This is a genomic window from Polaribacter reichenbachii, assembly GCF_001975665.1.
In the GTDB taxonomy this organism is placed as follows: Bacteria; Bacteroidota; Bacteroidia; order Flavobacteriales; family Flavobacteriaceae; genus Polaribacter; species Polaribacter reichenbachii.
The window spans coordinates 2,859,476-2,882,588 of the sequence record NZ_CP019419.1; the positions used below are offsets into that span (position 1 = coordinate 2,859,476).

Annotated in this window: 26 protein-coding genes; 18 read left to right on the forward strand and 8 right to left on the reverse strand. The window is 27.8% G+C overall.

Features of this window, described 5'->3' with window-relative positions; all coding sequences use genetic code 11:
* Window positions 1–15: 15 nt before the first annotated feature.
* The 13 genes from pheT (at window position 16) to BW723_RS12185 (ending at window position 13,618) form a co-directional block, all read left to right on the forward strand.
* Window positions 16–2,442, forward strand: a complete 2,427-nt coding sequence (pheT, locus tag BW723_RS12125) for a phenylalanine--tRNA ligase subunit beta (RefSeq protein ID WP_068364347.1) — start codon at window positions 16–18, stop codon at window positions 2,440–2,442.
* Between the two features lie 43 nt (window positions 2,443–2,485).
* On the forward strand, window positions 2,486–3,520 hold the full coding sequence (locus tag BW723_RS12130) for a quinone-dependent dihydroorotate dehydrogenase (protein ID WP_068364344.1): 1,035 nt from the start codon (window positions 2,486–2,488) through the stop codon (window positions 3,518–3,520).
* 43 nt (window positions 3,521–3,563) lie between these two features.
* Window positions 3,564–4,178 carry a LysE family translocator gene (locus tag BW723_RS12135; RefSeq protein ID WP_068364341.1) on the forward strand — a complete coding sequence of 205 codons (615 nt, stop codon included), beginning with the start codon at window positions 3,564–3,566 and terminating at the stop codon, window positions 4,176–4,178.
* Window positions 4,179–4,520: 342 nt separating this feature from the next.
* Window positions 4,521–5,378 carry an ATP phosphoribosyltransferase gene (hisG, locus tag BW723_RS12140; RefSeq protein ID WP_068364338.1) on the forward strand — a complete coding sequence of 286 codons (858 nt, stop codon included), beginning with the start codon at window positions 4,521–4,523 and terminating at the stop codon, window positions 5,376–5,378.
* 121 nt (window positions 5,379–5,499) lie between these two features.
* Window positions 5,500–6,786: a histidinol dehydrogenase gene (gene hisD / locus BW723_RS12145; RefSeq protein ID WP_068364331.1), complete on the forward strand. Its 1,287-nt coding sequence runs from the start codon at window positions 5,500–5,502 to the stop codon at window positions 6,784–6,786.
* Window positions 6,787–6,823: 37 nt separating this feature from the next.
* A complete protein-coding gene (gene hisC, locus BW723_RS12150) occupies window positions 6,824–7,879 on the forward strand; it encodes a histidinol-phosphate transaminase (RefSeq protein ID WP_068364329.1) in 1,056 nt (351 codons plus the stop codon).
* Window positions 7,879–9,015, forward strand: a complete 1,137-nt coding sequence (hisB, locus tag BW723_RS12155) for a bifunctional histidinol-phosphatase/imidazoleglycerol-phosphate dehydratase HisB (protein ID WP_068364326.1) — start codon at window positions 7,879–7,881, stop codon at window positions 9,013–9,015. Before hisC ends, hisB begins: the two co-directional genes overlap by 1 nt.
* A 54-nt stretch (window positions 9,016–9,069) precedes the next feature.
* Complete coding sequence (gene hisH, locus BW723_RS12160) at window positions 9,070–9,651, forward strand: imidazole glycerol phosphate synthase subunit HisH (RefSeq protein WP_068364320.1); 582 nt, start codon at window positions 9,070–9,072, stop codon at window positions 9,649–9,651.
* 12 nt (window positions 9,652–9,663) lie between these two features.
* On the forward strand, window positions 9,664–10,179 hold the full coding sequence (locus BW723_RS12165; RefSeq protein WP_068365202.1) for a TlpA family protein disulfide reductase: 516 nt from the start codon (window positions 9,664–9,666) through the stop codon (window positions 10,177–10,179).
* Between the two features lie 10 nt (window positions 10,180–10,189).
* A complete protein-coding gene (hisA, locus tag BW723_RS12170) occupies window positions 10,190–10,927 on the forward strand; it encodes a 1-(5-phosphoribosyl)-5-[(5-phosphoribosylamino)methylideneamino]imidazole-4-carboxamide isomerase (RefSeq protein WP_068364318.1) in 738 nt (245 codons plus the stop codon).
* A 65-nt stretch (window positions 10,928–10,992) separates the two neighbouring features.
* On the forward strand, window positions 10,993–11,748 hold the full coding sequence (hisF, locus tag BW723_RS12175) for an imidazole glycerol phosphate synthase subunit HisF (protein ID WP_068364315.1): 756 nt from the start codon (window positions 10,993–10,995) through the stop codon (window positions 11,746–11,748).
* 159 nt (window positions 11,749–11,907) lie between these two features.
* Window positions 11,908–12,507, forward strand: a complete 600-nt coding sequence (gene hisIE / locus BW723_RS12180; RefSeq protein ID WP_068364312.1) for a bifunctional phosphoribosyl-AMP cyclohydrolase/phosphoribosyl-ATP diphosphatase HisIE — start codon at window positions 11,908–11,910, stop codon at window positions 12,505–12,507.
* Between the two features lie 106 nt (window positions 12,508–12,613).
* Window positions 12,614–13,618, forward strand: a complete 1,005-nt coding sequence (locus BW723_RS12185; RefSeq protein ID WP_068364309.1) for a glycoside hydrolase family 43 protein — start codon at window positions 12,614–12,616, stop codon at window positions 13,616–13,618.
* Window positions 13,619–13,752: 134 nt separating this feature from the next.
* Here BW723_RS12185 and BW723_RS12190 read toward each other — a convergent pair whose 3' ends face one another.
* The 3 genes from BW723_RS12190 to BW723_RS18025 form a co-directional block, all read right to left on the reverse strand.
* Window positions 13,753–14,244 carry a hypothetical protein gene (locus BW723_RS12190; protein ID WP_139059141.1) on the reverse strand — a complete coding sequence of 164 codons (492 nt, stop codon included), beginning with the start codon at window positions 14,242–14,244 and terminating at the stop codon, window positions 13,753–13,755.
* Window positions 14,245–14,310: 66 nt separating this feature from the next.
* Window positions 14,311–14,931: a hypothetical protein gene (locus BW723_RS18020; RefSeq protein ID WP_227431574.1), complete on the reverse strand. Its 621-nt coding sequence runs from the start codon at window positions 14,929–14,931 to the stop codon at window positions 14,311–14,313.
* A gap of 129 nt (window positions 14,932–15,060) precedes the next feature.
* Window positions 15,061–15,810, reverse strand: a complete 750-nt coding sequence (locus tag BW723_RS18025) for a hypothetical protein (RefSeq protein WP_226789203.1) — start codon at window positions 15,808–15,810, stop codon at window positions 15,061–15,063.
* Between the two features lie 149 nt (window positions 15,811–15,959).
* Here BW723_RS18025 and yiaA point away from each other — a divergent pair, with 149 nt between their 5' ends.
* The 3 genes from yiaA to BW723_RS12210 all read left to right on the forward strand — a co-directional run bounded on the left by yiaA (window position 15,960) and on the right by BW723_RS12210 (window position 18,379).
* On the forward strand, window positions 15,960–16,445 hold the full coding sequence (yiaA, locus tag BW723_RS12200) for an inner membrane protein YiaA (protein WP_068364304.1): 486 nt from the start codon (window positions 15,960–15,962) through the stop codon (window positions 16,443–16,445).
* An 82-nt stretch (window positions 16,446–16,527) separates the two neighbouring features.
* Window positions 16,528–17,805, forward strand: coding sequence for a DUF2157 domain-containing protein (locus BW723_RS12205; RefSeq protein WP_162274035.1), 1,278 nt, complete (start codon window positions 16,528–16,530; stop codon window positions 17,803–17,805).
* A gap of 10 nt (window positions 17,806–17,815) precedes the next feature.
* The gene (locus BW723_RS12210) at window positions 17,816–18,379 is read left to right on the forward strand and encodes a GDYXXLXY domain-containing protein (protein WP_162274036.1); all 564 of its coding nucleotides are present in this window, start codon (window positions 17,816–17,818) and stop codon (window positions 18,377–18,379) included.
* 107 nt (window positions 18,380–18,486) lie between these two features.
* Here BW723_RS12210 and BW723_RS12215 read toward each other — a convergent pair whose 3' ends face one another.
* From BW723_RS12215 to BW723_RS12225, 3 genes are all read right to left on the reverse strand, one after another.
* Complete coding sequence (locus BW723_RS12215) at window positions 18,487–19,113, reverse strand: TMEM175 family protein (RefSeq protein WP_068364297.1); 627 nt, start codon at window positions 19,111–19,113, stop codon at window positions 18,487–18,489.
* 86 nt (window positions 19,114–19,199) lie between these two features.
* The gene (locus BW723_RS12220) at window positions 19,200–19,475 is read right to left on the reverse strand and encodes a hypothetical protein (RefSeq protein WP_068364295.1); all 276 of its coding nucleotides are present in this window, start codon (window positions 19,473–19,475) and stop codon (window positions 19,200–19,202) included.
* A gap of 6 nt (window positions 19,476–19,481) precedes the next feature.
* Complete coding sequence (locus tag BW723_RS12225; RefSeq protein WP_068364292.1) at window positions 19,482–19,637, reverse strand: YqaE/Pmp3 family membrane protein; 156 nt, start codon at window positions 19,635–19,637, stop codon at window positions 19,482–19,484.
* A 181-nt stretch (window positions 19,638–19,818) separates the two neighbouring features.
* Between BW723_RS12225 and BW723_RS17765 the strand changes: the two genes are divergently transcribed.
* The gene (locus BW723_RS17765) at window positions 19,819–19,956 is read left to right on the forward strand and encodes a hypothetical protein (protein WP_157578339.1); all 138 of its coding nucleotides are present in this window, start codon (window positions 19,819–19,821) and stop codon (window positions 19,954–19,956) included.
* A 75-nt stretch (window positions 19,957–20,031) separates the two neighbouring features.
* On the opposite strand, the gene BW723_RS12230 is transcribed toward BW723_RS17765, so the two are convergent.
* Complete coding sequence (locus BW723_RS12230; protein WP_068364289.1) at window positions 20,032–20,979, reverse strand: DUF5694 domain-containing protein; 948 nt, start codon at window positions 20,977–20,979, stop codon at window positions 20,032–20,034.
* A 94-nt stretch (window positions 20,980–21,073) separates the two neighbouring features.
* On the reverse strand, window positions 21,074–21,871 hold the full coding sequence (locus BW723_RS12235; protein ID WP_068365199.1) for a LytTR family DNA-binding domain-containing protein: 798 nt from the start codon (window positions 21,869–21,871) through the stop codon (window positions 21,074–21,076).
* Between the two features lie 93 nt (window positions 21,872–21,964).
* On the opposite strand from BW723_RS12235, the gene BW723_RS12240 reads away from it, so the two are divergent.
* Window positions 21,965–22,873 carry an EamA family transporter gene (locus tag BW723_RS12240; protein ID WP_226789204.1) on the forward strand — a complete coding sequence of 303 codons (909 nt, stop codon included), beginning with the start codon at window positions 21,965–21,967 and terminating at the stop codon, window positions 22,871–22,873.
* The last annotated feature ends 240 nt before the right edge of the window (window positions 22,874–23,113 follow it).

Genomic DNA, 23,113 nt, shown 5'->3' on the forward strand with positions numbered 1-23,113 from the left:
CATCATAAAAAATAAATGAAAATATCATACAATTGGTTACAGCAATTTTTAAAAGTTGATTGGGAAGCTGATAAAACTGGTGAACTTTTAACAGATTTAGGTTTAGAAGTTGAAGGAATTGAAAAGATAGAATCTATTAAAGGTAGTTTAAATGGCGTAGTTGTAGGTGAAGTTTTAACTTGCATTCAACACCCAAATGCAGACAGATTAAAAATAACTACTGTTAATTTAGGCGATGAAAACCCTGTACAAATTGTTTGTGGAGCACCAAATGTTGCTGCTGGCCAAAAAGTACCTGTAGCCACTATTGGTACAATGTTGTATGATGAAAAAGGTGAAGGTTTTAAAATTAAAAAAGGTAAAATTAGAGGCGAAGAAAGCCATGGAATGATTTGCGCTGAAGACGAATTAGGCTTAGGTAAAGGTCATGATGGAATTCTAGTTTTAGAAAATGATTTAAAACCAGGTACACCGGCTGCAGAAGTTTTTGAAATAGAAACTGATTATGTTTTCGAAATTGGGTTAACTCCTAATAGATCTGATGCTATGAGTCATCATGGAGTTGCTAGAGACTTGCGTGCAGGTTTAATTCAAAATGATTTAAAACTTGAATTAATTTCTCCTTTTGTAAGTGATTTTCATGTAGATGAAAGAACTTTACGTTTTGATGTTGAAGTAGAAGACAAGGAATTGGTGCCACGTTATTGTGGGATTTCTATTACAGATATCGAAGTTAAAGACTCGCCAGATTGGATTAAAAACAGATTAAAAGCCATTGGTATTACACCAAAAAATAATATTGTTGATATTACTAATTATGTTTTACATGAATTAGGACAACCATTACATGCTTTTGATGCTCAAAAAATTAGAGGAAATAAAATTATTGTTAAAACTTTAGAAGAAGGTACAAAATTCATCACTTTAGATGAAGTTGAAAGAGAACTTTCTGCAGATGATATTATGATTTGTGATGCTGATGAAAATCCGCTTTGTATTGCAGGAGTTTTTGGAGGATTAAACTCTGGAGTTACAGAACATACAAACTCAATCTTTTTAGAAAGTGCTTATTTTAATCCTGTTTCTGTGCGTAAAACTGCAAAAAGACACGCTTTAAACACAGATGCTTCTTTTCGTTTTGAAAGAGGAATTGATATTAACACTACAAAATACGCTTTAAAAAGAGCAGCTTTATTAATCGAAAAATATGCAGGAGGTAAATTGGCTTCAGATATTTCTGATTTCTACCCTATAAAAATGGAAGATTTTCAGGTATTTCTTTCATACGATAATGCTTACAGATTAATTGGTCAAGAAATTCCGAAAGAAAAAATTAAGAACATTTTAGCTTCTTTAGAAATTAAAATTAATAGTGAAACTGCTGGTGGTTTAGGTTTAACAATTCCATCTTACAGAACAGATGTTCAAAGAGAAGCAGATATTATTGAAGAGATTTTAAGAGTTTATGGTTACAATAATATTGAATTTTCATACAAATTAAATACTTCAATTTCTTTTGATACTAACAATGATACAAAAATTGAAAACATTGTTGCCAATCAATTAAGTGCTTTAGGATTTAACGAAACTATGGCAAACTCATTAACCAAACCTGAGTACAATTCGCTTTCAGAAAATATTAATGATGATGCTAAAGTGATGATGTTAAATCCGTTAAGTAACGATTTAGCTGTTATGCGTCAATCAATGTTATTTAGTGGTTTAGAATCTGTTTCTTATAACTTAAATAGAAAAAATACAGCATTAAAGTTTTATGAATTTGGTAAAACTTATCATAAATATGCTGATAAATACCAAGAAGATAAACATTTAACGCTTTTTGTAACAGGTAATAGAACCAAAGAATCTTGGAAATCAAATAATAATCCTTCAGATTTCTTTTATTTAAAAGGTGTAATAACTTCGGTTTTAGAAAGGTTAGGAATACATAAGTTAAAAGCAACACCAATTAAAAACGATGTTTTTTCAGAAGGTTTAGTTTTTAGTTTAGGTAAAATTAAAATAGCAGAATTCGGAGTTGTTAAAAGAAGTGTTTTAAAAGAATTTGGTATAAAACAAGAAGTTTTATTTGCTGATTTTAATTGGGATACTGTTTTAAAATTCTCTGGTAATAAAAAAGTGAAAGTTGCTGGCTTAACAAAATTCCCAGCTGTTAAAAGAGATTTAGCTTTGTTATTAAATGCTAAAACTGAATTTAAAGAGGTTTACAACTTGGCTTTCCAGGCAGAAAGAAAACTCTTAAAAGAAGTAGATTTGTTCGATGTTTATGAAGGAGATAATTTACCACAAGGCAAAAAATCTTATGCAGTAAGTTTTGTTTTACAAGATGAAACGAAAACTTTAGAAGACAAGCAGATTGATAAAATAATGCAAAAATTACAACAAAGTTTCGAGAAGAATTTAGAAGCTGTTTTAAGATAATTACAAAGCTCCTTTTTAGGAGCTTTTTTTATAAAATAGAATTATGTACAAACTAATAATAAGACCCATTTTCTTTCTTTTTGACCCAGAAAAAATACATTATTTCACCTTTTCTTTGGTTAAATTTTTATCTAAAATACCTTTAGTACCAAATATTTTTAGAAGTCTTTATCAAGTAAATGATAAAAAATTAGAACGTAATTTATTTGGATTAACATTTAAAAATCCTGTGGGATTAGCTGCTGGTTTTGATAAAAATGCAGTTTTATATAATGAATTGGCTAATTTTGGTTTTGGCTTTATAGAAATTGGTACAGTAACTCCAAAAGGTCAAGTTGGTAATCCTAAAAAGAGGTTATTTCGTTTAAAAGATGATCAAGGAATTATCAATAGAATGGGGTTTAATAACGAAGGTTTAGCCATTGCTATAGAACAATTAAAAAAGAACAAAGGCAAAGTAATTATTGGTGGTAATATTGGTAAAAACACACAAACTGCTCCTGAAAATTATACAGCAGATTATTTAGAATGTTTTAAAGGATTACATCCTTATGTAGATTATTTTGTGCTGAATGTAAGTTGCCCAAATGTTGGTAGTCACGCAAAATTAAATGATAAAGATTATTTGGTAGAATTAATTACTGAATGCCAAAAACTAAATAAATTAGAAGAAAAGCAAAAGCCAATTTTATTAAAAATTGCTCCAGATTTAAACAATGTTCAATTAGATGAAATAATTGAGTTGGTTGCAGAAACTAACATTGATGGTGTAATCGCTTCAAATACATCAACAACTAGAGATAATTTAAAAGCCTCTCCAGAGCGATTAAAAGAAATTGGTAATGGAGGTGTAAGTGGTCAGCCAATAAAAAATCAGAGTACACAAGTGATTAAATATTTGGCAGACAATTCTAATAAATCTTTTCCTATTATTGGGGTAGGAGGTATTCACTCCGAACAAGATGCCTTAGATAAGTTAGAAGCAGGCGCAGATTTGGTTCAGATTTATACTGGTTTTATTTATGAAGGTCCAAGTTTGGTTAAAAGAATTAATAAAGCAATTTTAAAGGATTTATAAATTATTGTTAGATTGTTTGCTAAATTTGCAGTAACAAATACCAATGTTAGAAACCCTTTTATCTTTTGCTTTAGCAACAGCAATATTAGCTATTTCTCCTGGGCCAGATAATATATTTGTGTTAACGCAAAGTATTGTAAATGGTAGAAAATTTGGTTTAGCAACTGTTTTCGGATTAATTTCTGGTTGTTTGGTACATACAACTTTGTTGGCATTTGGAGTATCAGCAATTATAAAACAATCAGAAAATTTATTTTTTGCAATTAAATTATTTGGTGCTATTTATTTGCTTTATTTGGCTTATAAAGTTTATAAATCTGATGCTAATATTATTCTTTCTAAAGATAATGTAGAACAAAAAACAACGACACAATTATTTAAACAAGGGTTTATTATGAATGTATTAAACCCGAAAGTATCCATTTTCTTTTTAGCCTTTTTTCCAGGTTTTTTATTTTCAGAAAGTATTAATACTGTAATTCAATTCTATGTTTTAGGTTTTGTTTTTATGCTAGTTTCTCTTTTAATTTTTTCCTCAATAGCTTTTTTAGCAGGTACAATTTCAGAAAAAATTAAAGAGAATCAAAAAATTGGGTTGTATTTAAAATGGATGCAAATTATTGTTTTTGTATTAATTGCAGGTTTTATATTTATTTAGGTTTATTAGATAAAGAACGTATTATCATTTTTACAAGAAATTATTTGGTACAACATCTTTTTTATTAAAAATCAAACAAAAACTTAAATCTTGATAAATATTATATTTAACTAAATTTTATAGCCACTTCATTTGGTTTTATCAAAATAAAATTTGAATATTTGTATAATTAATAAAGTAAATGAAATTTATTCAAAATCATCATCATCATTTTTACAATTGCTCTCAAGCGATTTAAAAATGTATTGAATAAAGTCAAGATATTTATAAACCTGTTTGAGCAAATCAAACAGGTTTTTTAATTTTAAAACCAAATTTGCTCAAACCAAACTAAAAACAAAAATGAGTAACTTAAGAATTGCAGTACAAAAATCAGGTAGATTAAATGAAGATTCAATGAGAATCTTAAAAGACATTGGTATTTCTATCGATAATGGTAAAGATCAATTAAAAGCAGCTGCAAGAGATTTTCCTGTAGAGGTTTTTTACCTTAGAAATGGCGATATTCCTCAGTATTTAAAAGACGGAGTAGTAGATGCAGCCATAATTGGCGAGAATGTTTTAATAGAAAAAGGAAACGATATTCAGTTTGTAGAACGTTTAGGTTTTTCTAAATGTAAAGTTTCTATTGCAGTGCCAAAAGAATCAAATGCAAGTTCTTTAAAAGATTTGGCAGGCAAGAGAATTGCAACTTCGTATCCAGAAACTGTAAAGAAATTTTTGGTAGAGCAAAATATAGATGCTCAGTTACATAAAATTAATGGTTCAGTAGAAATTGCACCAAATATTGGTTTAGCAGATGGTATTTGCGATATTGTTTCTAGTGGAAGTACATTATTTAAAAACGGATTAAAAGAAATTGAGGTTTTATTAAAATCAGAAGCAGTTTTGGCAGTTTCTCCTCAAATTAATGCAGAAAGAAAAGCAATTTTAGAGAAAATTCAATTTAGAATTCAGTCGGTTTTAAAAGGCAGAAACTCTAAATATATTCTATTAAATGCACCAAATGATAAATTAGAAAATATTCTAAAATTGTTACCAGGTATGCGTAGTCCTACAGTTTTGCCATTGGCAGAAAAAGGTTGGAGTTCTGTGCACACAGTTATTTCTAAAAATCAGTTTTGGGAAATTATAGACGAATTAAAAGCCAATGGAGCAGAAGGTATTTTAGTTTGTCCAATAGAAAAAATGGTGCTTTAATATTTTTATTAGGGCGTTTTAACGGGCTTTACGCACTCGCTTTTTTTCTGAAAAAGAAAAAAGAGCTCAAACAAATGCTACAATCCCTAACGCTTATGCAAGTTTATAAAGAGTAATTATTATGAAAACTATTAATAACCCATCAAAAGAAACTTGGTCTCAAATTTTAGAAAGACCAACAAAAACAGTTGATGATATAGAAAAAACGGTAATCCAAATTTTTGAAGAAGTTCAAAAAAATGGAGATAAAGCTGTTCAAAAATACACAGAATTGTTCGATGGTATTTCTTTAGATAACAATATTGTTTCAGAAGTAGAAATTACAGAAGCTTTAAATTTAGTTTCAGAAGATTTAAAAGTAGCTATTCAATTAGCAAAAGATAATATTACGAATTTTCATAAAGCTCAAAAAACAGAAAAAGTTTTTGTAGAAACTGCAAACGGAGTAGAATGTTGGCAAGAAAAAAGACCAATTCAAAAAGTTGGTTTATATATTCCTGGAGGTACAGCACCTTTATTTTCTACAGTATTAATGTTGGCTGTTCCTGCTCAAATTGCAGGTTGTAAAGAAATTGTTTTATGCTCACCTCCAAATGCAGCTGGTAAAATAAATCCGGCAATTTTGTACACAGCAAATTTATGTGGTGTTACTAAAATTATAAAAGTAGGCGGAATTCAAGCAATTGCAGGCTATACTTTTGGTACAGAAACAATACCTCAAGTTTACAAAATATTTGGCCCAGGAAATCAGTTTGTAACAGTTGCAAAACAGTTATCAACTAAATTTGGAGTAGCCATAGATATGCCTGCAGGACCGAGTGAACTATTAGTAGTTGCAGACAATTCTGCAAATGCAAGTTTTGTAGCTTCAGATTTATTGAGTCAAGCTGAGCATGGTGCAGATAGTCAAGTTATTTTAGTTTCAACATCAAAAGAATTAATTAACGAAGTTGAAAAAGAAATTGAAACACAATTAGCAGTTTTACCAAGAGTAGAAATAGCCAAAAAAGCGATTGCAAATTCAAAATCAATATTTGTAGATAATGATGAAATAGCTCTAGAATTAATTAACGAATATGGGCCAGAACATTTTATTGTTTGTACAAATAACAATGATTTTTATGTAGATAATATTGCGAATGCAGGTTCTGTTTTTATAGGTAATTATACACCAGAAAGTGCAGGAGATTATGCTTCTGGTACAAACCATACGTTACCAACAAACGGATTCTCTAAAGCCTATTCAGGTGTAAATTTAGATAGTTTTACAAAAAGTATTACTTTTCAGAAAATATCTAAAAAGGGCATACAAAATATAGGAAATGCTATAGAATTAATGGCAGAGGCAGAAGGTTTACAAGCACATAAAAATGCAGTTTCTATCAGATTAAAAAATTTGGAAAAATAAATTGTAACTAAAACTCCATTTTAGGAGTCTTTAAAGTATGAAAACAGACTTTAACATCAACAACTTAGTAAGAGAGAATATTAAATCTTTAAAACCATATTCATCTGCAAGAGACGAATATAAAGATATAACCTATAATGATATGATTTTCTTGGATGCCAATGAAAATCCTTTCGAAAATGGCGTAAATCGCTATCCAGATCCGCAACAACTTAGTGTAAAAGATATTTTATCTGAAATTAAAGGGGTTGACCAAGAAAATATTCTTTTAGGTAATGGTAGTGATGAAGTTTTAGATTTAATTTACAGAGCTTTTTGTGAGCCGAAAATTGATAATATCATCACCTTACCACCTACGTATGGTATGTATTCTGTTTTAGCAAGTTTAAATGATATAGAAAATAAAGAAGTGTTGTTAAGTTCTGATTTTCAGCCTAGTATTACTGAAATATTAAATGCTTCGAATAAAAATTCTAAAATTCTATTTTTATGCTCGCCAAATAACCCAACAGGAAATAGTTTTAGCGAAAAAGCAGTACATGAATTACTTATAAAGTTTAAAGGCTTGGTGGTTATAGATGAAGCTTATATCGATTTTTCTACGCAAAAAAGTTGGTTAAAAAAGTTAGATAAGTTTCCGAATTTAATCATTACACAAACCTTATCTAAAGCTTATGGTTTAGCAGGAATTCGATTAGGAGTTTGTTATGCATCCAAAGAAATTATTAAAATTTTAAACAATATAAAACCACCTTATAATGTAAACGAATTAACGCAACAAAGAGCAATAGATCGTTTGCAAAAAATAGATGAAATTAATAATGAAGTAGCACAACTAATTAGCGAAAGAAAACGCCTAAAACAAGAGTTAGAATGTTGCGTAAGTTTTATAGAAAAAGTATATCCTTCAGATGGTAATTTTTTATTGTTAAAGGTAGATGATGCTAATAAACGTTACAAAGAATTAATTGAATATGGTGTGGTAATTAGAAACAGAACTACACAACCTTTATGCGAAAACTGTTTGCGAATTAGTGTGGGTATTTGTGAAGAAAATCAAAGATTAATTAGAGCTTTAAAATCATTACAATAATGAAAAAAGTATTATTTATAGACAGAGACGGAACTTTAGTTTTAGAACCACCTGTAGATTATCAATTAGATAGTTTAGAAAAATTAGAATACTACCCAAAAGTATTTCAATATATGGCAAAGATTGCTGCTGAATTAGATTACGAATTGGTTATGGTAACCAATCAAGATGGTTTGGGAACAGATTCTTTTCCAGAAGATACTTTTTGGCCAGCACAGAATAAAGTAATTTCTGCTTTCGAAAAAGAAGGTGTTGTTTTCTCTGAAGTTTGTATCGATAAAACTTTTCCGCATGAAAATGCTCCAACTCGTAAACCAAGAACAGGATTATTAACCAAATATTTTTCTGAAGATTATGATTTAGAAAACTCTTTTGTTTTAGGTGATAGAATTACAGATATGGAATTGGCTAAAAACTTAGGTGCAAAAGGTATTTATTTATCCGAAAACCCAGAATTAGGAGCAGATGAAATTGAAACTTCTAAACAAGAAATTTTAGATTGTATTGCTTTAACGTCTACAGATTGGAAGCAAATTTATGAGTTTTTAAAATTAGAAGATAGAGTTTCTGAAATTACTAGAAATACAAATGAAACTAAGATTTACATCAAACTAAATTTAGACGGTTCTGGTAAAAATGATATTGACACTGGAGTTAAGTTTTTCGATCATATGTTAGATCAAATTGGTAGACATGGTGCTATGGATTTAACTGTTAAAGTAGATGGAGATTTAGAGGTTGATGAACATCACACAATAGAAGATACGATGATTGCTTTAGGAGAATTATTCCACAAAGCATTAGGTAATAAATTAGGGATAGAACGTTATGGTTTTTGTTTACCTATGGATGATTGTTTAGCACAAGCAGCAGTTGATTTTGGTGGTAGACCTTGGCTAGTTTGGGATGCAGATTTTAAACGAGAAATGATTGGTGATATGCCAACAGAAATGTTTTTACATTTGTTTAAATCGTTTACAGATGGTGCAAAATGTAATTTAAATATTAAGGCAGAAGGTGATAATGAGCATCATAAAATAGAAGGAATTTTTAAAGCATTTGCAAAAGCAATGAAAATGGCTGTAAAAAGAGATGCTAACAAAATGTTTTTACCAAGTACAAAAGGAATGTTGTAAAATTACCTTTAGCTGTTAGCTATTTGCTAATAGCCAAAAGCTAAAAGCGAAAAAATGAAATTAGTAATTATAGATTACGGAGCAGGAAACATAAAAAGCATTCAATTTGCTTTTAAACGTTTGGGAGTAGATGCTGTTTTATCAAATAATATTGATGAAATTAAAGCTGCTGATAAAGTAATTTTTCCAGGTGTAGGAGAAGCAAGTTCTGCAATGAAAATGTTGCAAGAAAGTGGTTTAGATAAATTAATTCCGACATTAAAACAACCAGTTTTAGGAATTTGTTTAGGTATGCAATTAATGTGTAACTCATCAGAAGAAGGAAATACAAAAGGATTAGGAATTTTTAATGTTGATGTAAAAAAGTTTTCGAAAGCTGTAAAAGTTCCACAAATGGGATGGAATGTAATTTACAATTTAGAATCTGAATTATTTGCAGGAGTTAAAGAAAAAGATTTTATGTATTTGGTGCATAGTTTTTACGCAGAAGAATGTGAAGAATCTATTGCAACCACAGATTATGAAATTGAATATGCATCAGCATTAAAAAAGGATAATTTTTATGGAGTACAATTTCATCCAGAGAAATCATCAAAAGCGGGAGAACAGATATTGAAAAACTTCTTGAATATTTAAAATACTATGGCTATGAAAAAGCAAATTTTAATGTTCGTAATTGTATTTAATTCTTTAATTACAAGTTATGCTCAAAATAATCCTGTTCCTGAATATTTAGAGAACAATACTTTTTCTAAGGAACTCCTAAGTTTTAAAATGACTAATTTAGAAGGTAAAGTAGTTTCTTTAGGTGAAGTTTTAGAGTTACATAAAGGAAAAAAAGTAGTCATTGATTTTTGGGCTTCTTGGTGTAGAGATTGCATTTTAGATGTGCCTGCTGCTAAAAAACTAAAGCGAAAAACAATAAATACAGACTATGTTTATATTTCTTTAGATAAAGATATTGAGCGTTGGAAAAGAGCTATAACTTATTGGAAAATTAAAGGAGATCATTATTACATAAAAGAAGGTTGGGAAAATGAACTATCTAAATATGTAGATTTAGATTGGATACCAAGATATATAGTATTAGATGAAGCTGGAGTTATTAAACTGCCTAAAGCTTTAAAAATATCAGACAAAGAAATTAAAGAAATCGTAGATTAAAGAAAATTATATGCGAATTATACCAGCAATAGATATTATAGACGGAAAATGCGTTCGTTTAACCAAAGGTGATTACGATACCAAAAAAATTTACAACGAAAATCCGTTAGAAGTTGCTGCAGCATTTGAAGCAGCAGGAATCGAGTTTTTACACGTTGTAGATTTAGATGGCGCAAAAGCAAGTCAGATTATCAACTATAAAGTATTAGAACAAATTGCCTCTAAAACCAATTTAAAAATTGATTTTGGTGGTGGTTTAAAAGCTGATAAAGATTTGGAAATTGCTTTTAATTCTGGAGCAAATCAAATTACAGGAGGAAGTATTGCAGTTAAAAATCCAACAATATTTGAAAGTTGGATAGAAAAATATGGTTCAGAAAAAATCATTTTAGGAGCCGATTTTTATCCTGATAATTCAGGAGGAAAAATAGCAACAAACGGCTGGCAAGAAGAAAGTTCATTAGAATTAATTCCCTTTATTTCTGATTATCAACAAAAAGGAATTCAATATGTAATTTGTACGGATATTTCCAAAGATGGTATGTTACAAGGCCCAAGTTTTGATATTTATCAACAAATTTTATCAGAAGTAAAACCTTTAAAACTAATTGCTTCAGGAGGAATATCATCTTTTGATGAATTGCCAAAATTAGCAGAAAATGGTTGTGAGGGCGTAATTATTGGAAAAGCGATTTATGAAAATAAAATCAGCTTAAAACAATTAGAACAATTTATATTAAACAAATAGCCTTTTGTTATTAGCGGTTAGCAATTTGCTAAAAGCCAAAAGCCAAAAGCCAAAAGCTATAAATAATGTTAACAAAAAGAATAGTACCTTGTTTAGATATTAAAAACGGAAGAACTGTAAAAGGTGTTAATTTCGTGAATTTAATAGATGCAGGAGATCCTGTGGTTTTAGCAAAACAATATGCAGAATTAGGTGCAGACGAATTGGTTTTTTTAGATATTGCAGCCACTTTAGAAAATAGAGGTACCACTTTAGATATGGTTTTAAAAGTTGCTGAGCAAGTAAATATTCCGTTTACAGTTGGTGGAGGAATCTCTTCTGTAGAGCACGTAGATGCCTTATTAAAATGTGGCGCAGATAAAGTTTCTATAAATTCATCTGCAGTAAAAAGACCGGAATTAGTAAACGAATTGGCAGAAAAATTTGGGAGTCAATGCGTGGTTGTTGCTATTGATGGAAAACAAATTGAAGGAGAATGGTTTGTGCATTTAGCAGGCGGAACAATACCTACAGATATTAAATTATTTGAATGGGCAAAAGAAGTTGAAGAAAGAGGAGCAGGGGAAATTTTGTTCACATCTATGAATCATGATGGAACAAAAGGTGGTTTTGCAAATGAAGCTTTGGCACATTTATCAGAATTACTAAACATTCCAATTATTGCTTCTGGTGGCGCTGGAACTATTCAGCATTTTGCAGATACATTCATTGATGGAAAATCTGATGCAGCTTTGGCAGCTAGTGTTTTTCACTTTGGTGAAATTCCGATTTTAGAGTTAAAACAAGCATTAAAAGAACAAAATATACCAGTTAGACTTTAGTCGATATTCTGAGTAAATTTCAGAATTATATAAAAAAAACATAATGTCACTTCGAGTGATTTTTGAGGAACGAAAAATTGTATCGAGAAGTAATTATTGGTTCTCGCTACAGTTTCGATGAAAAATCGAAATCACTCTAACTGAAAGAAAATTAATAAAATGAATATAGATTTTAATAAAAATAACGATGGTTTAGTGCCTGCAATCATTCAAGATGCTACAACAAAAAATGTCTTGATGTTGGGTTATATGAATGAAGAAGCTTTTGCAAAAACGCAAGAAACTAAATTAGTTACTTTCTTTTCTAGAACAAAAAATAGACTTTGGACCAAAGGTGAAGAAAGTGGAAATGTATTGAATTTAGTGGATATAAAACTAGATTGTGATAATGATACTTTATTGATTTTTGTAAACCCTAAAGGGCCAACTTGCCATACAGGAACTGACACGTGCTGGAATGGAGAAAATAACCAAAACTATGGTTTCTTTTCTACATTAGAAGGTGTTATTGCAGAAAGAGTAGCCAACAAAGACACTAAAAAATCTTATGTAGCTAGTTTATTTGCGAAAGGGATAAATAAAGTTGCGCAAAAAGTAGGAGAAGAGGCTGTTGAAACTGTTATTGAAGCTATGGATAACAATGATGAATTGTTTTTATATGAATCTGCAGATTTATTATTCCATTATTTAATGCTGTTGCAAGCAAAAGGATTTACTTTAAAAGATATTGAAGCTGAATTAAAAGGCAGACACAAATAGCCGGGGTTAATATGTGATTTTAAAAGGATGTTTTTAAAAACAGAATCAGTAAAATTTTTTATTTATTACCAGTTAACTATATTTAAACTTTATTCAAATATTTTTTATGAAATTATATCATAGCCTATTTAAAACAGGTATTTTAATTTTCCTTTTTCAAACAAACCTTTTATCACAAACTTTAGAGTATAAAAATCCAATAGCCAAACAAAGAGCTGATCCATGGGTTACAAAAACAGATAGTACATATTATTTGATTGCTACAGTACCTACTTATGACAAAATTGTGATAAGAAAGGCAAATACCATCAACGGCTTAAAAACAGCAAAAGAAACGATAATTTGGAAAAAGCATGATAAAGGTGTAATGGGACATCATATATGGGCTCCAGAGTTACATAAAATTGATGGGAAATGGTATATATATTTTGCTGCAGGTGAAGCTGAAAATATATGGAATATTAGAATGTGGGCACTTTCTAACACTTCAAAAGATCCAACAAAAGGAGTTTGGAAAGAGGAAGGAAGAATTATAACACAAAGAGATTCTTTTTCTTTAGATGCTACTAGTTTTACCCATAATGGAAAACGCTATTTAGTTTGGGCTCAAAATGTTAGAGGAGGAGAGCATGGTACTGCTTTAGTTATGTCGGAAATGAAAAATGCAACTACTTTAATAGGTCCTGAAATTGTATTAACAGAACCAGAATTTGGTTGGGAAACTATGAAATACAATGTTAATGAAGGCCCAGCAGTTTTAAAAAAGAATGGTAAAATATTTATTAGCTATTCTGCAAGTGCCACCAATCATAACTACTGTATAGGTTTGTTATGGATAGATGAAAATAAAGATATTATGAAATCAAAATTATGGAATAAATCGCCTGCACCAGTTTTTTATAGTAATGATAAATTAAAAAGATTCGGTCCAGGGCACAATTCCTTTACGGTTGCAGAAGATGGTAAAACTGTAGTTATGATTTATCATGCAAGAGATTATAAAAAAATTGTTGGTTCTGAGCTTTTAGACCCTAATAGAGCAACAAGAGCAAGAGAACTTAAATTTACAGCAAGTGGGTTTCCAGATTTTATGCAAAATGTAAAAGATTAGTAAATTTTAGTGAAAATAACGATGAATTATTTTTATACAAGTAAGGGGGAGATTATTTCATTGTTTAAGGCTAATATAAAAAAGGTTTTACCTTAAAATTGTATTGAGGCAGAATTAAAGCCAGACATAAATAACTAGTTTATTGCCGTAAGGATTAAGGTTTGAATATAATTTCCTTTATCACCGGAAGCAAAAAGCATTCTGTTTTCCGTTAATTCTTCTAGTTCTAGGATGGTTAATCTAGATTGAAAATCGTTATTGAAGGATTCGCCTCTACTTACATTTAAGAAAACGCGACCTTCTAATTCGTTTATAGAATAGGTTAGAGTTGCTGCTTGATCTGTTGGGTTATCAAAAAAACAGTTAATACCTCCTAAATTGGCTTCAGCCACATTTTTATCTTTGTAAAAAGTAAAAGTATCGTCTGTATAGCAATCATTAAATTCGCTTAAAATATTCGAGTTATAGTTGCTATAGAAACTGTCTACTTGCCATGTTTTAGAACTATTACCATCTATTTTTTGTAAATCTAATGTTGTAAAACCAGTCTCAATTTCATCATCTTTACTACAATTAAACAATAATATTGAAAGTACACTTAAAACAAATATTTTACTGATTTTCATTTGGCTGAATTTAAATTTATATTGTTTTACTTATTCAATTATTGTGCCACTTGTAATAGTTGTAGTTTATTTTTTATTTATTAATGCTAACGTAACAGTATAAACATCTTGTTTTGTCATTTTAGCTTTTAGCCAAGCAAAGAAACTCATTATAAAAATATCTTCTTTTTTATGATCTAACCAAGCAAAAGAATTCTCTACTTTTTGATGAAATTCTTCTGATGTTACAATTTCTGGATTTTTGTAATAGGTTTCTATTAGTTTTAGATAATCAGTTACTTTCTCTTGATGTATGTTTTTTAAATACTTATTGTAATTACGTTTAAAACTTAAAATTCTAGAATCAACAACATCAATATTACCTAAATCTATTTGGAGTAAAATTTCAATTAAACTCTTTTTTATTGTCCAATCAAACCCTGCTTTTTCAATGTACCATTTGTCTGTATGATAAAATTTAAGAAATAAACTGTGTGCTTTTTTTATTTCATTTTTCTGTGCATAAAACACAATCATTGCTAAAAAAATATCTAATTGAGAAACAAGGTCTAAATTTTTTTGATCTATAAAAGGAGTTAAAAGTTGTATAGCAAAATCCTGATTTCCAGAATAATTGTAATTTAAAGCTATTAGTAATTGATATTTTAAATAAAACTCTTTATAGTATTTCTTTTTATTTTGAAGCATATGTAAATGCATCAACTCTAAATATGCTAAAGATTGTTTAAATTTTTTATTTCTAAACAAAGTATTCGCAATCACATACACCACCTCAATATGATAAAATAGCTGTTTTTCTTTCGCTTTATGGTTTTTTTAAATTTGATAAGTATCTAATAAAAAGGGTTCTATACTCCAATATTCAAAATTTTGAATGGTAGTAAGATTTGTGATTTTTATAATTTGATTTAAAGATTTAAACGATAATTCATCAGAAATAGTAATTTCATTTTCTTTAAAAATGGTTTCTATTACCAATTTTAAATCAACAATTTTTTGTTGATGTTCAATTTCATTTAAAGTTTTTGTAATCTTAGCATAAGAAATGTTTAACCGTTCTTCTAATTGATGTTGCTTTTGATTTTCTTTAAATTTTAGAATAATTTCATCAATATCAATAGTTTTTATAAGATTTATATATTCAATTTTTGTGTGATATATTTCATTTAGTATTGCATATAATTGATACTCATTAGCGATTAATTCTGCTTTATCTAAAATTTTATATCCTACTTTATACTGCCCTTGTTTTAAAAAAGATCTAGCAGAAACAATATGTTTAATTAAAGAAATGTCAATAGAATTTTCATCTTTTAAACTAATATTTGCTGTAAAGTCAATTAAAGATTTAAATAATCGTTTTCTTAAAGCGTGTAAAGCAACCTTGTTTTCTCTTTTATATAGTTTTAAAGATATTTCTTTAGATGATAATTTATCATCAATTAAAATCTTTACTAGCTTAATGTTTTTAGCGTCTTTTCTTTTATTCTTTTTATCTAGATAATTAATAAATTCTTGCTGTTTTTCTTCTGTAAATGAATTTAGTATTTGTTTTAAATTAATCATTATATCGTCAGTAATTATTACTCTAATATATAAATTTAATAGAATTTATATTGATAAAGTAAAATTATATCGTCAGTAATTATTTAATTCTATTTTTATCAGATTAAATTTATAAACCAAATTTGCAGTGTAATTATTAAACTAAAATTATGAATTATCAAACAACAGTTTCATCTAATGAAGAAACTAAAAATCAGAAAAGAAATAATAAATTAACTGTAGAAATGAGTCAGAAACCAACATCTGCTTATGTTGGTGCAACTTGGGGTGTAGTTAGTATTGGGTTGCTTTCTTATTGTATTGGCTTATGGAATGCAAATATGCAGCTCAATGAAAAGGGATACTATTTTGCTATTCTTTTAATGGGTATTTATGCTGTTATTTCACTACAAAAAGCAGTAAGAGATAAAACAGAAAAATTAAAAGTGAGTGATATGTATTACAGCATAAGTTGGGTTGTAGTAATTGTTGCTTTGCTTTTATTAATCATTGGTTTAAGAAATGCAGATTTAGCTTTGAGTGAAAAAGGTTTTTACGGAATCTCTTATTTATTAAGCCTTTTTGGGGCAATTACTGTACAGAAAAATGCAAGAGATATAGATTTTATAAAAACTAAAATGGAAAAAGAAGAGTAATTAGTTTAATAATGGTTGTAAACCAAAACCTCATAAATTCAAGTTTATGAGGTTTAAAATCACTAACTTTAAAAAAAATATTATGAATTCTAAATTAATACGAGAATTACAGACTTTAATTGAGAACGAGGTAATTTCTATAGAAGTTGCAGAAAAAATTGAAGCGTATTATAATTCTAAATCTCCCAACCAAAGCAATAAACTTTTAACCATTTTTGGAGTAATTGGTAGTCTTTTAGTTGGTTTAGGAATAATATTGGTTTTGGCTCATAATTGGGATAATTTTTCTAGAACTATTAAATCTGTTCTTGCCTTTTTACCTCTATTAATAGGGCAAATAATAGTGGGGTATTCGTTGTTAAAGAAAAAAACTAAAACTTGGTTAGAATCATCTGGAGTGTTTTTATTTTTTGCAGTGGGTAGTTCAATTTCTTTAATAAGTCAGATTTACAATATTCCTGGAAATTTCAGTTCTTTTTTATTAACTTGGTTTTTACTTTGTGTACCATTAGTTTATCTCTTAAAATCTAAAGTACTTTTTTTATTAACATTAGTTTTTGCAACAGTTTATAGTGTTGATGTTGGCTATAATTTTTCTGGAATTAGAAAAGTTCCTTGGATGTATTTATTGACTATCGCAATTCTTTTACCTAAGTATTTAATGCTTCTAAAAGATGAAGTTGTAATGAATTATACAGCAATATTAAATTGGCTTATACCATTAAGTGCTATTATTGTTTTTGGTGCATTTATCAATTCAAGTTTTATGTTCGAATTAATTTTATACATTTTGCTTTTTGGATTACTCTATAATATTGGATTGCTTAAAAAATTTAATAAAATACGATTAATAAAAAATGGATTTTTAATTATTGGTTCTATGGGTTTAGTTATAACGTTACTCTTAGCAAGTTCTAAAAGCTTTTGGCATAAAGATTTAGATATTTATAATTTACAAATTAAAGAAATCATAATTGGTTTTGTATTGATTTTGAGTACTGTTTTTATTATGCCTAAAAATAATTTTTTCAATAATAAAGGCTATCAAAAACTATTTCAATTAACATCAATAATAATGCTTTTTATATTTATTATTCATTATTTAGATATCACTATAGCTATTATTCTTTTAAATTTTACTCTTTTAGCTTTAGGCATAACAACTATAAAAAAAGGTGTAGATACAATAAATTTTACTTTGTTAAACTACGGATTTTTAATCATTACTGCATTAATAATAACTCGTTTTTTTGATACAAATATGTCTTTTGTAGTACGAGGTTTATTATTTATTTTAGTTGGTGTTGGTTTCTTTTCTACTAACTATTTATTGGCAAAAAAAATAAAAAAGGATGCTTAAATTTTATCAAATGAAATCAAAAAAAATAATTTTTATACTTTTTTTGTTGGTAGCAGTTTTGCAATTATTAGCGCCAACAAAAATGATTTACGATCAAGAAAACACACTAAAAAATGGTAAAGCTCTTAAGTTTTTAACAGAACCAATAGATCCTAATGATCCTTTTAGAGGTAAGTACATTAATTTGAATTACAATATAAATTCATTTAAAACTAAAGATACAATTTGGGAAAGAAAGCAAGATATTTATATTTATTTAAATGATAGTTTAGGTTATGCTACCTTAAAAACTGTTAGCAAAACAAAATTAGAAATTGATAATAATTATGTAAAAACAAAGGTAAGTTGGTATAATAAATACAATAATAAATTACAATTTAATTTACCTTTCGATCGTTTTTATATGGAAGAATCTAAGGCAAAACCTGCAGAAGATTTGGTAAGGATTAATAATAGAAGAGATAGTTTAGAAACAAATACTACATTTGCTTTGGTATATCTAGATAATGATAAATTTGTGTTAGATAATGTCTTTATAAATGATGTTTCAATTAAAGATTTAGTAGATAAATAAAAATGTAGAAATATTTTTTACTGGCTTAATACAAAGTGAATCCTTTTATCATATTTCTAATATATTTTTTATTAAATTCATAATAATTAGAAGAAGATAAAAGTAAATTATATAATTTTTTCTTGGTTTAATTTCTTCTTAAAATATTTGGTTATAAAAATTTCAGAGATAAATAAGAAAATAAATAAAAACCTAGAAAACATAGGTAAAGTAAAAGCTAAACAACCTGCCAAAACCCAAACTAAAAATCCGTTTAAAGCTCTTATTTTATGATATTTACCTAAAGTGGGAGTAATGCCTGTTAAGCCTTTTTCTTTTTTTATGATATAAAAATTCATTAAAACGTTAAAAAGGCCAATAGCAGAAAGATTAAAACAGTAAAAAGTAAAAGGCCCATTGTAAGAAAACCCTTTTACATAGAAAGCTGTAGAAAAGGGGAGAAGCACAATAAAAAATAATAACATTATGTTTAGCCATAATAATTTACTATTAATGCTGGATACATATTTCATAATACGTAAATGAGAAATCCAATAGATAGCAGTTACCATAAAACTAACCACTAAACCAATAAAACTTGGAATTCTATTTTTAAGAATTAATAAAGTATCTCCAGTTTTTAATTCTTTATAGCTTGGTATAACAACTTCTAGAACTAATAAAGTAATTGCTATAGAAAAAACAGCATCACTAAAACTTATTACTCTGGCTTTGTCAAAAGTTTCGTTTTTCATTATAAAATAATCTATATTTTCAAATATAGCATTTTAAAAATGTGTTATATAACAAAGAAAGAGAATTTTATAATGATATTTTTAAATTAATTAATAGTATCTATTTCTAGATTCTCATTATCATCACTACCTAAACTATAATGTTGATTTTCTTCGTCTTTCAAGCTTTTTTTATTTGTTTTTATTGATGGTTTTCTACCAGGAATATCTAAATCTTTGCCTGTAAAATCGGTATTATTTACCTTGTTTTTTAGTAGTTCGTCATCACTGTTGTCGTTTCTTAAATTTCCAGATTTATCACCTAAAGTTTTTAAATCTTCTTTTGTAATTTCTGAATTATACTTTGTGTTTTTCGTGCTCATATTTTTTTATTTACTGTTTACATAAAATGCGTGTATTACTCCTGGTAACCAACCTAAAATGGTTAGTAAAACATTTATTAAAAATTCTTTACCTAAACCGTGTTTTAAGAGTACAGCTACAGGTGGTAACAAAATGCTTAAAATTATTGTTAAAATAGACATATTTCTGTTTGTTTTTAATTGATGTACAAAACTAAATTTTAATCTGTTTTTAGATTACCTTAAAAGATTTAAGTTTTAACTCATTACCTATTTTAACTTTTTAAAAATCTTGTTAACAGATGTTTAACTATTAAATTGAAAGTTAATGTTTATATTGAAAATGAACTTAAAAAATAGAATTATGGAAATTAGTATTAAGAAAAAATTTGAAAGAAAAAAGAAACAGAATAATCCAATTGGTACAACTATTGATTTAGAAAAGAATAAAGATTTTAATTTGGATAACAAGACAATTAAAGAAAAGCAACAAAATTCATAATTATAAATAGTTGTATATAAAAATAACGCTCACATTTTATGTGAGCGTTTTCTAATTAAAAGTAAAATAGAAAGTTTAATACTCATTCATTAGAATTACTTTTAAGTTTGGGTAATTTGTTTTTAACTCTTTTTCTAAACCAATTACATGTGCAGCACCAACAATAACTAAATTTCTTTTTTTGTTTGATGTTAAAACTTGTTCTGCAATATTTTTTGCCATTCTCATATTTCTTTCATTCCAATATTTTCTGCCTTCTTTGCATCCTTCAGTATCTTCTAGAACATAATTAAATGAACTCATTTTATGCAATCTGTTTAAAGATTTCCTTTTATTTACATGTTTACCCAAACCTCTAAAAATAGCTGGTAAAATGGCTGAATTATAATCTTTTTTGTTCAATTTAGAATTTTTGTTATTATTTCCATTGTTTACTCCTTCTTTAGAGCATTTACCCCAAGCTTTATGATAAAGACCATTTGTTTGTTGATCATCCATATTTGTAACTTTTAAATTTTGATGAATCGCTAATTTGTATGTTAAATCTCCATCTTCATGTCTTGTTGGTTTTTTAGCGCCTTTTGATCCATATTTTTTAAAATAGGTTAATAATCCGTAATTTCCATTATCTCTTTTGTGGGCGTAATTGATTATTAGTTCATTAATTTCATTAACATTCAAAACTTTTAAGTTTTTGTTTGATAATATTTTGAATTTATCAGCATTAAATTGAAAAGTATCTTTAAGGTCATTAGATAATTTATAAAATTGCTTGTAATTTTTAGACCAGCCTTCTTTTAAATAATTCCAAGAAATAGAATCATTTGCCATTGGCGATTCTACATAAATAGCTTCAGGATTGTACTTTTTAGCAAAACGTAACATAGGTTTATAACTATTTTTTACAATTTTTGGTACTTTATGCATTGTACCAATAATTATAATTTCTTGTAGCTCTTCTTGAGCCGATAAATTAAAAATTGAAATGAAGATTAAGCTAATTAAAGTAATTTGAGTTTTCATAATGATGTTTTTTATTGATTAAACTTTCTGATTCAAAACTAGAAAGGAATCTTTTAAAAACTCAGTAATTAAAAGCGATTGGGGTGAAATGCAGTTATTCTGTGGTAGAATTAAGAACTGCTTTTACATCATTTTGATAGGTTCTAGAAACTGGCACTTCTATGTGGTGAAATAACAAAACGAACAACTTACTTTTTTCTGTTTTCCATTGTGAAAAATGAAAAGGATTAATTAAATAAGAACGATGTGTTCTTAAAAGTGAAGGGAATTCATCAGCAAGCACAGATAATTTATTTCGAATTAAACTTTTCTTAATTTCATTATTAGATATATAAAAAACTTCTACATAATTGTCTGATGATTTTATACAAATAATATCATTCAAAAATAAACGCAAACCTTCATAATTGCCTTCTCCTTTAATCTCTATTTTTTGAGCTTCAATTTGTTTGTTTTTATATTTTCCGAAGGCAAAGCGCCCAATAAATACAATAGGTAAAATTGTAGTTAATGCAGGCAGAATTATAGCTGTTAAATGATATGTAAATGTATACGGATTTCTGTCTGGTTTAACAATGTATAAATAAAACAGTCTTGCAGCAATAATTGCCATTAAAACAAATAATAGAAAAAACAATAGTTCTGTTTTTACATACCAATTTTTATTGTTTTTGCTATAAAAATAATTTTGAAGCGGTAGAAAAACAGCATAACAAATAGAGCCTAATAAACCATATAATGGTAAATAAATTAATTTTTCTATACTTTTAAACTCATTTATATCTACAGGTTCAGAAAAATAGAGGAATATAAAAATCCAAAAAGCTAAACCTAAGGCAATTATAAAATGATGCTTTAAAGAAGAGTCAAAAGGGTATTTTTTGTTTAGCAAATCTTTTATTGTAATAGTGTAGAATTCAAATATACTTATATTATAAACATTCTTGTAAATTAAATGCATTGGATGATTATAATATAAGTATTTTTGAAGCCTAAATTAAATACCCTGAAAAATTCTAAACTATTAATTGTTTTATCGTTTATCTCTATTTACGTTATATGGGGATCTACTTATCTATTCAATAAAGTTGCGGTTACAGAATTGCCTCCATTTTTTTTGGCTTCTATTCGTTTTTCTGTGGCAGGTATTTTAATGATTTTAATTGCTATTATTTTAAAACAACCTTTAAAAATTTCGAGAAAGCAATTTTTTAACTCAGCAATTGCTTCCTTTTTCTTTTTAGTTTATGGTAATGGAGTTTTTGTTTGGGCTTTGCGTTATGTAGATAGTGGTTTTGGAGCTTTATTAGCCTCTACACAGCCCTTATTTGTATTATTTCTATTAAGGTTGATAGATAGAAAGCCTTTTCAAAGAAAATCGATGATTGGGGTTGCTTTAGGTATGTTTGGTATGTACTTATTAGTCAGTCAAAAAGAATTAGTAACATCCGAAGATACTTTACTAGGAATTTTTATGATGCTTACCTGTGTTTTAAGTTGGAGTTTTGGTAGTGTATTTGTCTCTAAAGCTAATTTACCAAAAAGCTTTATGGTTTCAACTGGTTATCAAATGTTAGTAGCTGGTTTTATACTTTTTATATTAAGTGTAAGTACTAACGAGAGTTGGAGTTCTCCATTAAATTGGAGTAATGAGGTGCAATTATCTATGTTATTATTAATTGTTTTTGGTGGTATTATTGCTTTTACAGCATTTAATTATTTATTAAAAGTGGTTTCTCCAGAAAAAGTATCTACGTCTGCTTATGTAAACCCAGTAATTGCTCTTTTTATGGGTTGGTATTTCTTAGATGAAAATTTAACTACTCAATCAATTATTGCGTCATCAGTCTTATTAACAGGGGTGTATTTTATTACTTCTAGAAAAAGAAGATAGAAGTTTTACGTAAAATATTGTATTAATTTGCTTTATAAACTTTTTATAATTAAAAAACTAATTTTTGTTTAAAAAAATAACAATTTATTAAAAAAAAGTATATATTTGTTTAACCTTAAAACGTAACCCCTATGTTAAAATCAGATCTAACTGCTACAGAGCAGTCAGTACTCAATGCAGTACGCGAAGAACACTTAACCAGTTTCGAAATCCTAAAAAAAGTTGAGAATGTTTCTCTTA

What these genes read in the sequence shown, in the direction of transcription:
- pheT (WP_068364347.1), top strand. Translation starts at nt 16, where the DNA reads ATGAAAATATCATACAATTGGTTACAGCAATTTTTAAAAGTTGATTGG.
- BW723_RS12130 (WP_068364344.1), top strand. Translation starts at nt 2,486, where the DNA reads ATGTACAAACTAATAATAAGACCCATTTTCTTTCTTTTTGACCCAGAA.
- BW723_RS12135 (WP_068364341.1), top strand. Translation starts at nt 3,564, where the DNA reads ATGTTAGAAACCCTTTTATCTTTTGCTTTAGCAACAGCAATATTAGCT.
- hisG (WP_068364338.1), top strand. Translation starts at nt 4,521, where the DNA reads ATGAGTAACTTAAGAATTGCAGTACAAAAATCAGGTAGATTAAATGAA.
- hisD (WP_068364331.1), top strand. Translation starts at nt 5,500, where the DNA reads ATGAAAACTATTAATAACCCATCAAAAGAAACTTGGTCTCAAATTTTA.
- hisC (WP_068364329.1), top strand. Translation starts at nt 6,824, where the DNA reads ATGAAAACAGACTTTAACATCAACAACTTAGTAAGAGAGAATATTAAA.
- hisB (WP_068364326.1), top strand. Translation starts at nt 7,879, where the DNA reads ATGAAAAAAGTATTATTTATAGACAGAGACGGAACTTTAGTTTTAGAA.
- hisH (WP_068364320.1), top strand. Translation starts at nt 9,070, where the DNA reads ATGAAATTAGTAATTATAGATTACGGAGCAGGAAACATAAAAAGCATT.
- BW723_RS12165 (WP_068365202.1), top strand. Translation starts at nt 9,664, where the DNA reads ATGAAAAAGCAAATTTTAATGTTCGTAATTGTATTTAATTCTTTAATT.
- hisA (WP_068364318.1), top strand. Translation starts at nt 10,190, where the DNA reads ATGCGAATTATACCAGCAATAGATATTATAGACGGAAAATGCGTTCGT.
- hisF (WP_068364315.1), top strand. Translation starts at nt 10,993, where the DNA reads ATGTTAACAAAAAGAATAGTACCTTGTTTAGATATTAAAAACGGAAGA.
- hisIE (WP_068364312.1), top strand. Translation starts at nt 11,908, where the DNA reads ATGAATATAGATTTTAATAAAAATAACGATGGTTTAGTGCCTGCAATC.
- BW723_RS12185 (WP_068364309.1), top strand. Translation starts at nt 12,614, where the DNA reads ATGAAATTATATCATAGCCTATTTAAAACAGGTATTTTAATTTTCCTT.
- BW723_RS12190 (WP_139059141.1), bottom strand. Translation starts at nt 14,244, where the DNA reads ATGAAAATCAGTAAAATATTTGTTTTAAGTGTACTTTCAATATTATTG.
- BW723_RS18020 (WP_227431574.1), bottom strand. Translation starts at nt 14,931, where the DNA reads ATGCTTCAAAATAAAAAGAAATACTATAAAGAGTTTTATTTAAAATAT.
- BW723_RS18025 (WP_226789203.1), bottom strand. Translation starts at nt 15,810, where the DNA reads ATGATTAATTTAAAACAAATACTAAATTCATTTACAGAAGAAAAACAG.
- yiaA (WP_068364304.1), top strand. Translation starts at nt 15,960, where the DNA reads ATGAATTATCAAACAACAGTTTCATCTAATGAAGAAACTAAAAATCAG.
- BW723_RS12205 (WP_162274035.1), top strand. Translation starts at nt 16,528, where the DNA reads ATGAATTCTAAATTAATACGAGAATTACAGACTTTAATTGAGAACGAG.
- BW723_RS12210 (WP_162274036.1), top strand. Translation starts at nt 17,816, where the DNA reads ATGAAATCAAAAAAAATAATTTTTATACTTTTTTTGTTGGTAGCAGTT.
- BW723_RS12215 (WP_068364297.1), bottom strand. Translation starts at nt 19,113, where the DNA reads ATGAAAAACGAAACTTTTGACAAAGCCAGAGTAATAAGTTTTAGTGAT.
- BW723_RS12220 (WP_068364295.1), bottom strand. Translation starts at nt 19,475, where the DNA reads ATGAGCACGAAAAACACAAAGTATAATTCAGAAATTACAAAAGAAGAT.
- BW723_RS12225 (WP_068364292.1), bottom strand. Translation starts at nt 19,637, where the DNA reads ATGTCTATTTTAACAATAATTTTAAGCATTTTGTTACCACCTGTAGCT.
- BW723_RS17765 (WP_157578339.1), top strand. Translation starts at nt 19,819, where the DNA reads ATGGAAATTAGTATTAAGAAAAAATTTGAAAGAAAAAAGAAACAGAAT.
- BW723_RS12230 (WP_068364289.1), bottom strand. Translation starts at nt 20,979, where the DNA reads ATGAAAACTCAAATTACTTTAATTAGCTTAATCTTCATTTCAATTTTT.